Source organism: Paraburkholderia phymatum (assembly GCF_040965635.1).
Lineage (GTDB): Bacteria > Pseudomonadota > Gammaproteobacteria > Burkholderiales > Burkholderiaceae > Paraburkholderia > Paraburkholderia phymatum_B.
The window spans coordinates 1-14869 of sequence record NZ_JBFRCH010000029.1; the positions used below are offsets into that span (position 1 = coordinate 1).

At 62.3% G+C, this 14869-nt stretch carries 13 protein-coding genes; 5 read left to right on the top strand and 8 right to left on the bottom strand.

Going from position 1 to position 14869, the window contains the following annotated elements:
* The first annotated feature begins 165 nt into the window (after positions 1–165).
* The gene (locus tag AB4Y32_RS31345) at positions 166–1188 is read left to right on the top strand and encodes a LysR family transcriptional regulator (protein ID WP_368725042.1); all 1023 of its coding nucleotides are present in this window, start codon (positions 166–168) and stop codon (positions 1186–1188) included.
* On the opposite strand, the gene AB4Y32_RS31350 is transcribed toward AB4Y32_RS31345, so the two are convergent.
* From AB4Y32_RS31350 to AB4Y32_RS31370, 5 genes are all read right to left on the bottom strand, one after another.
* Complete coding sequence (locus AB4Y32_RS31350) at positions 1110–2000, bottom strand: LysR family transcriptional regulator (RefSeq protein WP_368725043.1); 891 nt, start codon at positions 1998–2000, stop codon at positions 1110–1112. The two genes, AB4Y32_RS31345 and AB4Y32_RS31350, sit on opposite strands and share 79 nt — an antisense overlap.
* Before the next feature lie 130 nt (positions 2001–2130).
* Positions 2131–2337, bottom strand: coding sequence for a 4-oxalocrotonate tautomerase family protein (locus AB4Y32_RS31355; protein ID WP_368725044.1), 207 nt, complete (start codon positions 2335–2337; stop codon positions 2131–2133).
* 26 nt (positions 2338–2363) lie between these two features.
* Entirely contained in the window at positions 2364–2594 is a 231-nt protein-coding gene (locus AB4Y32_RS31360; protein ID WP_090873709.1) for a tautomerase family protein, read from the bottom strand.
* A 26-nt stretch (positions 2595–2620) separates the two neighbouring features.
* Entirely contained in the window at positions 2621–4030 is a 1410-nt protein-coding gene (locus AB4Y32_RS31365; protein ID WP_368725045.1) for an MmgE/PrpD family protein, read from the bottom strand.
* A 225-nt stretch (positions 4031–4255) separates the two neighbouring features.
* A complete protein-coding gene (locus AB4Y32_RS31370) occupies positions 4256–4390 on the bottom strand; it encodes a hypothetical protein (RefSeq protein ID WP_368725046.1) in 135 nt (44 codons plus the stop codon).
* A gap of 191 nt (positions 4391–4581) precedes the next feature.
* On the opposite strand from AB4Y32_RS31370, the gene AB4Y32_RS31375 reads away from it, so the two are divergent.
* Positions 4582–5133 carry a thioredoxin family protein gene (locus AB4Y32_RS31375; RefSeq protein WP_368725047.1) on the top strand — a complete coding sequence of 184 codons (552 nt, stop codon included), beginning with the start codon at positions 4582–4584 and terminating at the stop codon, positions 5131–5133.
* A gap of 80 nt (positions 5134–5213) precedes the next feature.
* Here AB4Y32_RS31375 and AB4Y32_RS31380 read toward each other — a convergent pair whose 3' ends face one another.
* Positions 5214–6227, bottom strand: a complete 1014-nt coding sequence (locus AB4Y32_RS31380) for a D-cysteine desulfhydrase family protein (protein ID WP_368725048.1) — start codon at positions 6225–6227, stop codon at positions 5214–5216.
* A 331-nt stretch (positions 6228–6558) separates the two neighbouring features.
* Positions 6559–8070, bottom strand: coding sequence for a CoA-acylating methylmalonate-semialdehyde dehydrogenase (locus tag AB4Y32_RS31385; protein ID WP_368725049.1), 1512 nt, complete (start codon positions 8068–8070; stop codon positions 6559–6561).
* A gap of 105 nt (positions 8071–8175) precedes the next feature.
* Between AB4Y32_RS31385 and AB4Y32_RS31390 the strand changes: the two genes are divergently transcribed.
* The 3 genes from AB4Y32_RS31390 to AB4Y32_RS31400 all read left to right on the top strand — a co-directional run bounded on the left by AB4Y32_RS31390 (position 8176) and on the right by AB4Y32_RS31400 (position 13637).
* On the top strand, positions 8176–9117 hold the full coding sequence (locus tag AB4Y32_RS31390) for a LysR family transcriptional regulator (protein ID WP_368725050.1): 942 nt from the start codon (positions 8176–8178) through the stop codon (positions 9115–9117).
* A 349-nt stretch (positions 9118–9466) separates the two neighbouring features.
* Positions 9467–12052, top strand: a complete 2586-nt coding sequence (locus AB4Y32_RS31395) for a PAS domain S-box protein (protein WP_368725051.1) — start codon at positions 9467–9469, stop codon at positions 12050–12052.
* 295 nt (positions 12053–12347) lie between these two features.
* Complete coding sequence (locus AB4Y32_RS31400) at positions 12348–13637, top strand: MFS transporter (protein WP_368725052.1); 1290 nt, start codon at positions 12348–12350, stop codon at positions 13635–13637.
* Between the two features lie 88 nt (positions 13638–13725).
* Here the strand turns inward: AB4Y32_RS31400 and AB4Y32_RS31405 are convergent, their stop codons facing one another.
* Positions 13726–14781, bottom strand: a complete 1056-nt coding sequence (locus tag AB4Y32_RS31405) for a LacI family DNA-binding transcriptional regulator (protein WP_368725053.1) — start codon at positions 14779–14781, stop codon at positions 13726–13728.
* Positions 14782–14869 lie beyond the last annotated feature (88 nt).

A 14869-nucleotide genomic window follows, 5' to 3' on the forward strand; every position in this document is an offset into this window, starting at 1 on the left:
GGATGTCGAGCCGCTGGGTAAAAGACGCGACCGGTAGTGGTCTGACGCCGTGCCAGTGATACCGCGATCCCTGTCTCGGGCGCTCGGCAGAAGTGCGATAAAAAAACGGGTTGTTCAGACCTTCCCTAGCAATGCTGTGAAGCAGCAATGGAACCGGGATTGGACATGGACCAGCTTTACATGTTGAGAGCATTCGTCGCGGCGGCACAGCATCGGAGCTTCAGCAAAGCGGCTGCGTCGCTCGGCGTCACGACAGGGTCCATTTCAAAGGCCATTGCAAAGCTCGAAGCGTCGATCCAGACGCGCGTGCTTCATCGCACGACACGATCCGTCACGCTGACGGAAGAGGCGCAATCGTATTACGTAAGCTGCTGCCGCCTGCTTGAAGAACTCGACGAAGCCAATCGACGCATTACTCGCGAGCGCGAAGTCGACAGCGGCAAGCTGCGTCTCGCCGTTCACCCGACGTTGATCGGCGACACGTTCTCGCAGTTTCTGAGCGGGTATCGCGCGATCGCGCCCAACGTCAATCTCGTCGTGTCGATACACGAAGGCGTCGTCAATCTCTATAACGGACAGTTCGACATGGCGATACTTCCGCCGCATCAGGTCGAGCAGTCGGCCGTGATCCGGCGGACATTGTTCAAGTCGCCGCGGATGCTCGCGGCATCGCCCGACTACCTCGCCCGATTCGGCATGCCTGGGTGTGCCGCCGATCTCACCGGCCACTTCCTGTTATTGCCTTCGCAGTCGCGGCAGCACAACTCGAACTACGTGCAGATGATCGAAGACGGCGAGCCGGTACAGGTGATTCCCGCATCGTCGATGGATGGCAATGATGTGCTGCTGGGCGCCGCGGCACTCGCGGGCGCCGGCATTGCGGAGCTACCCGAAGCGATGGCGCGCGAAGATCTCGCGAAGGGCAAGCTCATTCCCGTTCTGCCGGGCTGTGCGCTGTCGGACAGCGAAGTTGAAATCTGCTTGTTCTACGCGCATCGAGAACTGCTTCCCGCGCGATTCAGAACATTCGTCGACTTTTGTACCGAGTTCTTTCGCCGCGATAACGTCAGCCGACGTACGCGGCTCGTCGATACTCGCGCGCAAGCAGCCTACGCGGCGGCCATGACAACGGGGCCGAGCCCCGAACGCGCCACTTCGACGAATGCCTGCATGGCGCTCGATACATAAGCGTCGTGTCGGCGGATAAAGAGCGTCGAGACGCTTGCCGTGCTCGCGGCGACGGGATGGATCGCGACGATGTCCTGCTCGGCTGCGCGCGCGACGACGCCGCGAGGCAGCAGCGTAATGCCGATGCCGGCCGCGACACACGCGATGATCGCATCCAGCGAACCGAATTCGAGCGGTGTCGCGGTAAGGATGCCCATTTCCGCAAGCAGCGCTTCGAGCCGCTGACGATATGAGCAACCCAACCGGAACACGATTGTCTTGAGATCCTTGACGGCGGGCAGCGCATCGACCGAACGCACCGTGCGTGGCGTCACCAGCACGAGTTCTTCTTCGAAGATCGTCTCGGCATGCAGATCCGGATGATCGACAGGCCCTGCAACGAACGCGCCGTCGAGCCTGCATTCCGCGACATCTTCCGTGAGGCTGCAACTCGTGCCCGTCGTCAACGACAGGCGGACTTGCGGATAAACGCGCGCGAAATGGCTCAATATGGGTGACAGCCTGAGCGCCGCCGTGCTCTCCAGCGTGCCTAACGCGAGCGTGCCTGAAGGCGGTCCGTCGTCGAGCGCGGCGAGCTTCGCGTCTGCGAGAAGCTTCGTCATGCGCGCGGCGTACGGCAGCATCCGTTGCCCTGCGGGCGTGAGGCTGACACCGCGCACATGACGATGAAAAAGCGCGACACCGATTTCCCTTTCGAGCGAACGGACTCGCGCCGTTACATTGGACTGGACCGTATGAAGCTCTGCGGCCGCCCGGTTCATGCTGCCGTGACGGGCAACCGCCTCGAACACCTTGAGGTCGGCAACATCCATGCTGTGCACCTCTATGAGATCGACAGGACCGTTCGCTGCGAACGGCGATGCAAGGTGGACCTCATCGTACACCAAAGCCTGAATGCGCACTGGCGGAATGAACGCGTTGACGCGCACGACACCGATGTAATCAGCCTGTATTTCCCTTCCTGAAGTCCTCTCCATTGATACGGCTCGACACGCTGATATTGGCGGGCGGATGCTCATGCAGGATCACGTTAATGATCTTCGGGTCCGAACCGATCGAGTCGTGCGTCACCTGGATGATGTCGCGAATGAGCTGCTCGCGACGCGCGAGCGTCAAACCCTGCGTGATATGGCATTCGATAAAAGGCACAATGGTTCTCCTGTCTCCTGCAACGGCTATTTGAGGCGGCTAATCAGATCTTTGTCGTTCGCCGCGCCTTCGACGTACTCAGGAAGATGCTCGCCGTGCTCGACGAAGTTAATGCCTCTGCCTTCCCGAAACACGATAAAGATGTCGTTCTTCGTCTCGCCTGTCGCCTCGCTGACTACGCGCAGCAGACCCGCTGCCAGCCGGCGTTTCTGTTCGTCTGTTCTGCCGTACCGCATATCGCATGAAATAAGGGCCATTCGAATCTCCTGAATTTCTGAATCGACTATTGAATGCCCGGGTGCTTTGCCCGGAATCCTGCTTCTGGACTGACCTTCGCGAGGAGTTGCATCAACTCCTCGACGGAGTGCGCTTCAAGTGTCGACACCATATCGATGATCTGGGCTCGAAGCGCTTCATCTGCGTATTGCTCGCTCAGCCAGTGGAATTTCTCGACCGTGCGCTCCCACGTCAATGGTTTATCGAGTCCGCCTTCGAAGCCGACATGTTCTTTCGAGTACACGCGACCACTACGGCACTTGATCGTTATGCGCGTGTTCAAAGCACGCGGATATCGAGCGGAGAACTCCGCGTCGGGACGCACCGTCACTCTCTTCAGCAATGCTTGCGCGTCGGCGGCCTGGATACGCGCTGCTTCAAGCTGCGCAGGCCCGACCTGATCGTCGAGCAGCGCTGCCGCGATCAGATACTTGAGGTTGTAGTCGGCCTGTTCTTTCGTCCGCGGATCGTCTTTCGCACCGAAGCCTCCGCCGCCCGCGATGTCGTATCCCGTCTGGAAGATGTCGCAAACCACTTCTTCCACATCGTCGCTCGTCACGCCATGTTTGCGCTTGAGATCAAGCGTCGCTTCAAGCACGGGTTGACCGTGAATCAGCGAGCAGTACTTCTTCATGATCGTCTGATGCACGACGTCGAGCCGCTTGTCATCCCAGTCGATATCGAGCGGCTGACCGAACATGCGCGCGAGCCCATTGGGACCTTCGAACAGGCGAAGCGGTCCCGTCAACCCGCGTCTGGCCAGTGAAGCCGAATACACGGCCCGCATTCCCGTGATGCCCGGAGAAAAACCCTTCCATTGCGACACAGGTTCGGAATGCACGCAGGACAGCGAGATGTTGTCGACGGTTGCAATCGCGATCGCATGGGCGATCTGATCTGCGTTCAGGCCGAACAGCTTGCCCGCCCCCGCCGCCGACGAGATCGCGAGTTGAATCGCGTGATTGAATCCCTTCGACATGACGGGGACGATCGCGGTGATCCGGCATCCGATTTCATATGCAACCGCCAGCGCAAGCATGAAATCCTCGCCGCTCGCCGACGCATGTTCGGCTGCTGCAAGTATCGCGCCGAAGTTGTCGCTCGGATGACAAAGCCCGCCGGGCGACATATAGCTGTCGAGCAGATCCACATATCGCACGAGACCCGAGTTGTATAGCGCGGCCTGATCGGGCGAAGTCGTGCCGCCGCCAATCAGCGTGCATGTGCCGCTGCCACGATACTCGTCGAACTGTTCTCTGAGCGCCTTGAACGGCGGGCCCGGCAGTGCGGCAATTGCACAACCGAGGCTATCGAGAATGTTGCGCTTGAACACTTGCCGAGCCCGCGGCGTGAGATGAGAGAAGCGCGCTTCGTCGGCAAATCTGCCTATACGTTGCGAAGTGGTGAGGGTGCTCATTGACCGGAAGTCTCGTGAAGAACTGATGGCTCAATGTCGCACCCGTCATGCAGAAGATCAAGCGAAGGGTTTGGATACGGCTATCTGCCAGGCAGATACCTCGCCTGTCCTTTGCTGATAATCCCTGCTCCGACGCATCGGCAAATCTCGATCAGGATTGCGCGTAAATCGGCTGGAGCCCGATGATCTCTTTCGCCTTCGCGGGCGTTCCCGACGCCCGATGCTTTATCCGCAGGCGCGCGATTTCCGGCGCTTTTCGGCAGGCCGGCTCGCGCTGAGCAACGAGCACTGAATGGGGTGCGCGATCTCGACGGCGAGCCCGCCAGCAAGTAAGAAGAAGATAGCCAACAGACGTTTCATGTTTTGCTCCATCGTTTGTCAACGCCTGTTTTATAGCCCGATCGGCACGGTCATTTGTGTCTCAATGTATCGGGCGCCGCCTCTGATACATGACGATTCAAATGCCCGACAGTCCGACACAGGCCCGATACGCGCAGCCGCTTCAATACGGTCATTCCTTCTCGATTGTCTTTCACTAAAAGGACGCCGACATGTTCACCCGACTCAAGACCGTGATCACCCTTGCCGCATTGGCCGCCATCGCCGCATTGGGCGCGACGGTCGCCAACAGCGGCGCTGCGACGACCATGCCCGTCGAACAGAACAAGCCCGCACCGGAATTCACGGGCATCGACAAATGGCTCAATAGCGAGCCGCTCACGCTGGAGCAGTTGCGCGGCAAAGTCGTGCTGGTCGACTTCTGGACTTATACGTGCATCAACTGTATCCACACGCTGCCCCAGGTCGAGAGCTGGCATCAGAAGTACAAGAATCAGGGTCTCGTGGTAGTCGGCGTTCACACGCCCGAGTACCCGTTCGAGCGCGACACGAAAAAGGTCAGCGCGGCCATCGCTCAATATGGCTTGCATTACCCTGTCGCGCAGGACAATCAGTATGCGACCTGGAACGCATACGGCAATCAATATTGGCCGGCGTTCTATCTGATCGACAAGAAGGGGCGCGTGGTCTATAGCCACTTCGGCGAAGGCGACTACGAGAAGACGGAAGCCGCTATCCGCGAGCAACTGGCTAAAGCGGGCTGACGAACATCAGGCGTTATCCGTGGCGAGCAGAATGGATAACGCCTGACAGCGGCCTTCCTTGCTTCGTTTGAGACGCGCGGTTAAAACGCGCTCCGATATGCGTACAGCCCAGGCAGACCGCCTGTCATCAGGAACAGGACTTTCGAGCGCGGTGCGAATACTTTGCTTCTGACGCTCTCCAAGAGGCCGGCAAACGCCTTCCCGCTGTACACGGGATCGAGCAGCAGACCTTCGACGCTCGCCAGCAGCCGCACGGCTTCGCGCATCGCATCGGTGGGTATGCCATAGCCTTCGCCGCGCTGCCCGTCCTCGACCACGACGCTCCCTTCTGGCAGCGCCATGCCGGGCCGCAGCAGCGCAAAGGTTTCCGCGGCCTTTATCCGCGTATTGGATACGGTGTTCTCGTGCGTCGCCAACACGTTGTACGCGAGTACACGGGTCCGCTCTTCGCCCATCGCCGCCATGCCCGCGACGAGGCCAGCTTGCGTGCCGCCGCTGCCATTGGGCAACACGATGCGTTCGAAGGTGACACGGGCGTCATGCGCCTGCGCGAGGACCTCCGCGGCACACGCCACATAGCCGAGGCATCCCGTCGCCGACGAACCACCGAGCGGGGCGAGATACACGTTGTGCCCGGCCTTGCGCAACTCGTCGGCGCGTGTCGCCGCGAATGCCATCGCGTCGGCATTGCCCGGCAGATCGTGTATGCGAGCGCCCAGCAACGTATCGAGCAGAATGTTGCCATTGTCGAGGTAGTCGTTGTCATAGCGCGGCACCGTGCGCGTCAGCACCAGCTCGCATGCAAGACCGGCTTTCGCCGCAGCAGCCGCCGTGAGCCGCGCGTGATTCGATTGGCGCGCTCCAACCGTAACGATCGTATCCGCGCGCTGCGCAATCGCCTCACCGATGAGGAACTCGAGTTTCCTGAGCTTGTTGCCTCCGCCGCCGAGCCCCATCAGATCGTCGCGCTTCACGTAGATATCGACGTCGCCGAGCGCCTTGCTCAAACGGCTCAGATGCTGAATGGGCGTTGGTCCTTCGATCAACGGGTAGCGCGGAAATGCGGTGAGATCGAGTGAACGCGATGCCGACATGCTGATATCTCCGGGCGTGTTGAGTGTGATGTCTCGGACGCATGTTAGCCCAAAGTACGCTGCTTCCGCCGAAGGAATCGCAGTGCGAAAGCGTTCTTCTTCTGCAGGAATGCACGAGCTTTGCAACACTGCAGGCCGTGCGCCTCGAGCGTTCAGTGACGAGCACGGCGTCGCGAAAGCGCGCGCTGCTTGCAGGTGTCACGCCAGTCGGCGCCACCGGGCCGATCGCGTCAGTCGTTCAACTCGCAACCCACCATGAGGAGTTCGCGATGTCGCTCGAAAAGGCGGCCCTCGACGAGGGCCGCACCACACATCAGGATCGGATCGCGCGTTACTTCGCAGTCGGCATTGCGAACTCAGCGCCCTTTTCGATGCTCTCGGGCCAACGCTGCATGATCGACTTCTGCTTGGTATAGAAGCGCACGCCTTCTTCGCCATACGCATGCGTGTCGCCGAAGAGGCTGCGCTTCCAGCCGCCGAAGCCGTGCCATGCCATCGGCACGGGAATCGGCACATTGATGCCGACCATGCCGACCTCGATCCGGCGGCCGAACTCGCGGGCAACGTGGCCATCGCGCGTGAAGCATGCGACGCCGTTACCGAACTCGTGCGCGTTGATCAGCTCGACGGCTTCCGTGAAGTCCTTCACGCGCACGCAAGCGAGTACCGGGCCGAAGATTTCTTCCTTGTAGATGCGCATCTCGGGCGTGACGTTGTCGAAGAGCGTGCCGCCTGTGAAGAAACCATCTTCATGGCCGGGGACCTTCAGGCCGCGTCCATCGACGACGAGCGTCGCGCCTTCCTTCACGCCCTCGGCGATATAGCCTTCGATCCGCTCCAGCGCCTGCCGCGTGACGATCGGGCCCATTTCTGCATCCGCATCCATGCCGTTCTTGACGATCAGATTGCGCGCACGTTCCGCGAGCTTCGGGATGATCTTGTCGGCCACATCGCCGACGAGAAGCGCGACCGAAATCGCCATGCAGCGCTCTCCGGCGGAACCGTACGCCGCGCCGACGAGTGCGTCGATGGTCTTGTCGAGATCGGCATCCGGCATCACGACCATGTGATTCTTCGCGCCGCCGAGTGCCTGAACGCGCTTGCCGTGCTTCGCGCCCGTCTCGTAGATATAGTTCGCGATGGGCGTCGAGCCGACGAAGCTCACGGCCTTCACGTCCGGATGCGTGAGCAACGCATCGACGACAACCTTGTCGCCCTGCACGACGTTGAATACGCCGTCAGGCAAGCCCGCCTGCTTCAGCAGTTCGGCCATGAAAAGCGATGCCGACGGATCGCGCTCGCTGGGCTTCAGCACGAACGAATTGCCCGCCGCGATCGCGACCGGGAACATCCAGCACGGCACCATGCACGGAAAGTTGAACGGCGTGATCCCCGCAACGACGCCGAGCGCCTGCCGCGTCGTCCAGTTGTCGATACCCGTCGAAACCTGCTCCGTGTAATCCCCTTTGAGCAGTTGCGGAATGCCGCACGCGAACTCGATCACGTCGATGCCGCGCGACACTTCGCCTTGCGCGTCGGAGAACACCTTGCCGTGCTCGGCCGTGATGATGGCCGCCAGTTCGTCGCGATGGCGGTTCATCAGTTCGAGGAAACGCAGCATGACGCGCGCGCGGCGGATGGGCGGCGTATCGCGCCACTTCGGAAACGCGGCCTTCGCGCTCGCGACGGCGGCTTCGACATCGGCTGCCTCGCCCAGCAGCAGCTTGCGGGCCCGCGCGCCCGTCGCCGGGTTGAAGACGGTTTGGCTGCGCGTTCCCGTTCCGTTGACTCGTTCGCCGTGGATGAAATGTCCCACGTCTGCGCTGTCGATATAGGCTTGCATGTCGGCTCCTTCGTGATTGGCTTCAGAAGCAGTGTATGAAGCAGCGCGCGCGCTGGAAAGACGCTACCATTGAAATCAATGTTTTCTATGGTGAACAATCGGTGTATGGATACGCAAAATATCGAGGAGCTCTGGACGCATCTGCATTGGCTCACGATGCTCGCCGAACAGGGCACCTACACGGCGGCCGCCGCGCGTCTCGGCGTCAGCAAGGCGGCGATGAGCCAGCGCATCGCCGAACTGGAGCGCGCAGCGGGCATCTCGCTCGTGCAGCGCACGACGCGCAGCGTCCGCCTGACGGAAGCGGGCCAGCAACTCGTCGACAGCACGCGCAGCCAGTATGCGCAGATCGCCGCCAGCTTCGCCCTGGTCCGCGAACTGTCGGGCGTGCCACGCGGACTGGTGCGCGTCACGGCACCCGTTGCATTCGCGCGGCAGCAGCTCGTGCCGAAACTCCAGGCGTTCCTGCTGGCCAATCCCGAAGTGCGCGTTCAGCTCGAAGTGTCCGACAGGCTAGTTTCGCTCGCGACCGAGGGCTTCGATCTTGCGATACGCCACAGCGCGGAGCCGCCCGATACGCACGTCGCCTGGAAGCTCTGTGATACGCATTCGGTGATCGTCGCGACGCGTGCCTATCTGCGCAAGCGCGGCACGCCGAAGACACCCGAAGACCTGGCTGCTCACGATTGCCTGTTCTATCCGCGTTCGACGGGAGAGCCGATGTGGTCCTTCGAGCGCAAGACCGCGCGGAAAAAGGCCGCGCGGCTTGTCACGCTGCCCGTCAACGGACAGTTTTCGGCCAACAATAGCGAAACGTTGCGTGATGCCGCAATCGAAGGCCTCGGCATTGCACTGGTGCCCGATTTCACGGCTCAGGCGGCCGTGCAGGCGGGCAAGCTGGTCGTCGTGCTTCCCGACTGGCGCGTGACAGGAGCGTTCGCGGAACAGCTCTATATCTTGCGGCCGTATGCCTCGCATGTCCCGCGCGCGGTTGGACTCTTTGTCGGCTATCTGCGCGAACGTTTCGCCGATGGGTTTCCTGTCTAGCCTGAGAGCTACTACTAAACCCTGAGCGCTGGAAGAAAGCGATATCGGCATCGGCGGCCCATATCGCGTTGTGCGGCTCGCGGTGCGAACGGCGTTCGTTTTTTATAATCGTTGAAGTCGAATGCGGGCACGCGCAACCAATCTTCGTGCCCGACGAAGTGTTAGACGCAGGAAAGCACCAGCGTGTATAACAGTTGAAAGAACGCCTCGCTTGTCCATGCGGCCTGCATAGGCGGACTGCATGCACGCGGTGTCGTCGGCTGCGCTGCGGCAGCCGGACGATTCAGGAACGGCGTCTGCGACGCTCTCTTAAGCGACCGCCCGCTGGCGTCTAACGGAGCCGCCTACGATGAATGGCAGTCAGGATCGACAGATCGACACCACCGATATCGCCGCGCAACTCAACCGCGAGCGTTCCGCCAATACGCGCCTGCGAAAGCTGATCGACGCACACTCGCGTATCGCCGCCGCGAAGCTTGATCTCGACCGCTTCCTGTCCCTCGTCACTGATGCGCTGCTCGAACTCGTGCCCGCCGCGCATGCGTCGGTGGTCGAATGGGTGGAAGGCGACGAGATGGTGTATCGCGCGTGCAGCGGCACCATTGCGCATCATGTCGGGCTGCGCCTGAAGCGCGACGGCAGCCTGTCGGGCTTGTGCTCACGCGAAAAGCATCTGCTGTACAGCAACGATACGTCGAACGATCCGCGCGTCGATGCGCAGGCGTGCGAGCGTGTCGGCGCAATGTCGATGGTGGTCGCGCCGCTGCTTTATCAGGCCGAAGTGGCGGGCGTCGTCAAACTGATGTCGGGCACGCGCGACGGATTTTGCACCGAGGACGTCGAAACGCTGGAGCGCATCACGTCGCTGGTCGCATCGGGCATGGCGCATCAGCGCGTGTTCGCGGAGAACCGCGCACTCATCGAACAGAACGCGATCACGATCGCGCGGCTGCGCACCGAAATCAGTTTGCGCGAGGCCGCGGACAGCAAGCTCGAAGCATCGCTGCTGCGCCGCCGGCTCGTGCTCGACACGACGCACGACGCATTCGTGTGCACCGACACGGACGGCAGCATCATCGACTGGAACGACGCGGCGACGCGCACATTCGGCTATGCGCGCGATGCGGTGATGGGGCGCGCGATACTCGACACGCTTTTTCCGGCGCGCTGCAAAACGCGTTACGCCTTGCTCGACGTGTTCAGGCTCGCGCAGGAACACGGCGCGGAACACGGCATGGAAAGCGGCGCGGGAAGCGCGGAGACCAAAGAGTCAAGCGGCCACGCGAGCCGCAGCCGCACTGAACTTGTCGCGCGCCGCATCGACGGCACTGAGTTTCCCGCCGAAGTGTCGATGTGCCCGGTGCAGTTCGACGGCCGCGCCGAACTCGCGTATTTCGTGCGCGACGTCACCGAGCGCTTCAACGCGCGTGAACTCGACAAGCGCTTTCGCGTGCTCGTCGACGCGATCAAGGACTACGCGATCACGATGCTCGACGCGCAAGGCCATATCACGACGTGGAGCGCGGGCTCGACGCAGGTAATGGGCTATCAGTCGCATGAGGTCGTGGGCGAACCGGCGGCCATGCTCTACGCGCCCGAAGACGTAACCGCAGGCAGGCCGCAGCGCGACCTGGAGCTTGCCGCGCGCGAAGGCCGCATCGAGGTGGAAGAGTGGCGCATGCGCAAGAACGGCACGATCTTCTGGGCGAACGTCATCACGACCGCGCTGCGCGATCCGAACGGCACGCTGCAAGGGTTCGCGAAGATCACGCGCGACATGTCGCGCCGCCGCCGGCTCGAAGAACTCGAATCATCGAGCCAGCGGATGAGCCAGTTCCTCGCGCTGCTCGGACACGAGTTGCGCAATCCGCTCGCGCCGCTGCGCAACGCAGTCAGCATGTTGCAACTGAAGTCGGCGGATCATCGCGCGTTCGTACCCGAGCACGAGCTGATCGACCGGCAGCTATCGCATCTCACGCGGCTCGTCGACGATCTACTCGACGCAGGCCGCGTCACGCTGGGACGCGTGCAGATCCAGCCGAAGCCGGTGTCGATGCAGGTCATCGCGCAGTTGAGCATCGAAGGCAGCGCGCCGCTTCTCGCCGCGCGCGGGCAAACACTGAACGTATCGCTGCCCGATGCGCCGATGTACATCGAAGGCGATCTCACTCGCATGGTCCAGGTGGTGCAGAACCTGTTGAACAATGCGTCGAAGTTCAGTCCGGAAGGCGCGTCGATCGGCATGCACGTGTTCCACTCGGGCCGCCTCGTCGCGCTCCGTATCGCGGACTCGGGGCGCGGCATCGATCCCGACGCGATCGATGCCATCTTCAATCTCTTCGTGCAGGAAACGCCGACGGAAGAACAGGCGGACAAGGGTGGGCTCGGCATCGGCCTGACGCTTGCGCGCGCGATCGTCGATCTGCACGGCGGTCATATCGAAGCGCACAGCGAAGGACGCGGCAAGGGCAGCGAGTTCACCGTATGGCTGCCCGAATACACGCAGACCGTCGCCGACGAAGGCACACGCGATGACGAGCCGACGCCCGCGCAGCACGCCGATCTGAAGGTGATGGTAGTCGACGACAACATCGATTCCGCCGACAGCATGGCGATGCTCGTCGGAGTGCTCGGTCACGAAGCGCATGCCGTCTACGACGGCGAGGCCGCCATCGAATGCGCGCAGACGCTGCAACCCAACCTCGTGCTGCTCGATCTGTCGATGCCGAAGATGACGGGCTTCGAGGCGCTGCCGCATATCCGCAAGGCGCTTGCCACGCCGGGCACGATCATCGCGGCGATGACGGGGCTCGGCACGAGCGAAGACCGCGCGAAAACCGAGGCCGCAGGCTTCGATCTGCATCTGACCAAACCCGTCGGCTTGCCCGAACTCGAAAACGTGTTGCAACTGGCCGTGACGCACGCTCGCGATTGACGCGCGCCGTGCGACCCCTACGCAGCAGCTGATTCGTCTCGCGCCCAGAGGAAAACGATTAACTTTCTTGACCCGAATCGGTGATCGAATCGCGCCCTCATATGTGCCGCATAGCTGAAAATACGTACTAGCCAAGCGGCGACAAACCCTCTATTCTTAGAAAAACGTTTTCCCAAACAAGACGAAAACTCGCCCGCGCGGCACGCCCCGCGGCGCGATGCGTTCCGTCCCGGTGCTCGTCGCCGGCCATGAAAAAGACGCGGCGCGACGAGCGGTGCCGCGAACGGAGACATACATGCAATCTGCCGTCGTCGGCGTCGTGCGCGTCGCCAGCCGCTTCCGCTGGACCGTCTGTGCGCTCCTCTTCTTCGCGACCGTCATCAACTACATGGACCGGCAGATTCTCGGTCTGCTCGCGCCCCTGCTCCAGCATGAAATCGGTTGGACGCAGGTGCAGTACGGCCGCATTGTTATCGCCTTTTCCGCGTTCTATGCGATCGGCCTGCTGTGCTTCGGACGCGTCGTCGACTGGCTCGGCACGCGCCTGTCGTATGCGGGCGCGATGCTCGTGTGGAGCGTGGCCGCGATGCTGCACGCGGCCGTTGGCTCGGTGATGGGCTTCGCGGCCGTGCGCGCGCTGCTCGGCATCGGCGAAGGCGGCAACTTTCCGGCCGCGATCAAGACCACGGCCGAATGGTTTCCGCGCCGCGAACGCGCGCTCGCGACGGGCATCTTCAACTCGGGCGCGAACATCGGCGCGGTGTTCGCGCCCGCGATCATTCCGCCCATTGCGGTGATCTACGGCTGGCGCGCGGCGTTCATCATCATCGGCGCGGTCGGCATCGTGTGGCTGGCCGTGTGGCTCACGGTCTATCGTCCCGCCGATCGCAGCGCGCAAGACGAAGCCTTCGACGAACCGCGCGACGAAGTCGAAGCGCTCGACGCCCGCAATGCGAGCGCCCGCGCGCCCGGCTGGGGCGAACTGATCAAGAAGCGCGAGACGTGGGCGTTCCTGATCGGCAAGTTTCTGACCGATCCCGTCTGGTGGTTCTATCTGTTCTGGCTGCCGAAGTGGCTCAACGAGTCGCGCGGCATGGACATGCAGCACATCGGTCTGCCCCTCGTCGTCATCTATGCGATCACGACGGTCGGCAGCATCGGCGGCGGCTGGATCTCGTCGACGCTGCTGCGCAAGGGCTGGTCCGTGAACGCCGCGCGCAAGACGGCCATGCTGATCTGCGCATGCTGCGTGCTGCCCATCGCGTTCGTGTCGCAAGCGGACAACCTGTGGGTCGCGGTCGGCATCGTCGGCCTCGCTGCGGCCGCGCATCAGGGCTGGTCGGCGAATCTGTTCACGACAGCATCCGATCTCTTTCCGCGCCGCGCGCTCGGCGCCGTGGTGGGTATCGGCGGGATGGCGGGTTCGGTCGGCGGCGTGCTGTTCTCGGAAGTGATCGGCCAGGTGCTGCAGCGCACGGGCCATTACTGGGTGCTGTTCGCGATCGGCGCGCTGGCTTATCTGCTTGCGCTCGCAATCATGCACGCGCTAACGCCGCGCATGGCGCCCGCGAAGCTCGATGCCTGAGCGTGCATCGCGTGCATCGCGTGCATGGCGTTCGCGCCGCGCTGCATCGCGCGGCGCGCGTGCCGGCGCAAAGCGCGCGAGTCCATCGTCAGCCGCAAGCTGCCGTCGACTCGCGCACGATGAGGCGAGGCTCGAACATCGAGTGCTCCGCATCGGATCGACCAGCGAGTCCGTCGATCAGTTTCTGCATCGCCAGTTCGCCCATCTTCTCGCTTTGAATGTCGATCGTGGTCAGCGCGGGCGCCGCGTATTCGCCGTAAGGCACGTTGTCGATGCCCGTCACCGATACGTCGCGCGGCAGCTTGAAGCCCAGCGACGCCGCCTCTTTCATGAAGCCGAGCGCGATCAGGTCGTTGTAGCAGATCACCGCTTGCGGCCGCTGCGGTCCGAGCATCACGCGCGAGCATGCCTGCTCGCCCGCCTTCGCGGTCGGCGCATGGGCGTCGTGCACATCGAGCGTGAGCCCCGCTTCGTCGAGACATTCGCGCGCGCCGCGAATGCGCTCGTCGTTGATGCGCGCCTGGCCGAAGCCGAGATACGCGATGCGCCGGTGCCCGAGATTCAGCAGATGCCGCGCGAGCATGTATGTCGAGAGGCGGTTGTCGATGCCGACGCTCGGAATCGGCAGGCCGGGGCTGCGCCGCAGAAGCACGAGCGGCTTGTTGAGATCGAGCATCCACTGCGACTCTTCGTCGGGCATCCGCGAACTGACGATGAGCCCGTCGACGCGCTGCGCAAGCGCCTCGATCAACGACCGCTCGCGCGCCTGGTTCTCTTCGGTGTCGACGAGCAGCAGCGTGTAGTCGTGCTGGAGCGCGATGCGGTTCGCGCCCTTCACGACGTTGGTGAAGTGCGGATTGCTGATGTCGAGGATCGCGAGGCCGATGGTGCGCGTGCGCCCCGTGATCATCGAGCGCGCAAGCGGATTCGAACGATAGCCGAGCCGCTCGATCGCTTCCTTGAGCCTCGCTTCGACAGCGGGAGAAAACCGCTGCGTGCCGTTCATGTACTTCGACACCGTGGCAACGGATACGCCGGCCTCGACAGCGACATCGCGAATCGTCGGGGAAACCTTTTTCATGCGAAGGGTAACGTTTTCTTTTCTCGTGAGGCGATTGTCGCAGAAAACGCATACGCGGGACATGCCACATCTTCTTTTTATGCTTGCAAAGCCGGTGATTGACGCGCCATCGCCGTCACCTTTATAGTTGGAAAACGTTTTCCTACTTTAA

Coding starts and splice junctions, on each gene's coding strand:
- AB4Y32_RS31345 (WP_368725042.1), top strand. CDS start 166: ATGGACCAGCTTTACATGTTGAGAGCATTCGTCGCGGCGGCACAGCAT.
- AB4Y32_RS31350 (WP_368725043.1), bottom strand. CDS start 2,000: ATGGATGTTGCCGACCTCAAGGTGTTCGAGGCGGTTGCCCGTCACGGC.
- AB4Y32_RS31360 (WP_090873709.1), bottom strand. CDS start 2,594: ATGGCCCTTATTTCATGCGATATGCGGTACGGCAGAACAGACGAACAG.
- AB4Y32_RS31365 (WP_368725045.1), bottom strand. CDS start 4,030: ATGAGCACCCTCACCACTTCGCAACGTATAGGCAGATTTGCCGACGAA.
- AB4Y32_RS31370 (WP_368725046.1), bottom strand. CDS start 4,390: ATGAAACGTCTGTTGGCTATCTTCTTCTTACTTGCTGGCGGGCTCGCC.
- AB4Y32_RS31375 (WP_368725047.1), top strand. CDS start 4,582: ATGTTCACCCGACTCAAGACCGTGATCACCCTTGCCGCATTGGCCGCC.
- AB4Y32_RS31380 (WP_368725048.1), bottom strand. CDS start 6,227: ATGTCGGCATCGCGTTCACTCGATCTCACCGCATTTCCGCGCTACCCG.
- AB4Y32_RS31385 (WP_368725049.1), bottom strand. CDS start 8,070: ATGCAAGCCTATATCGACAGCGCAGACGTGGGACATTTCATCCACGGC.
- AB4Y32_RS31390 (WP_368725050.1), top strand. CDS start 8,176: ATGGATACGCAAAATATCGAGGAGCTCTGGACGCATCTGCATTGGCTC.
- AB4Y32_RS31395 (WP_368725051.1), top strand. CDS start 9,467: ATGAATGGCAGTCAGGATCGACAGATCGACACCACCGATATCGCCGCG.
- AB4Y32_RS31400 (WP_368725052.1), top strand. CDS start 12,348: ATGCAATCTGCCGTCGTCGGCGTCGTGCGCGTCGCCAGCCGCTTCCGC.
- AB4Y32_RS31405 (WP_368725053.1), bottom strand. CDS start 14,781: ATGTCCCGCGTATGCGTTTTCTGCGACAATCGCCTCACGAGAAAAGAA.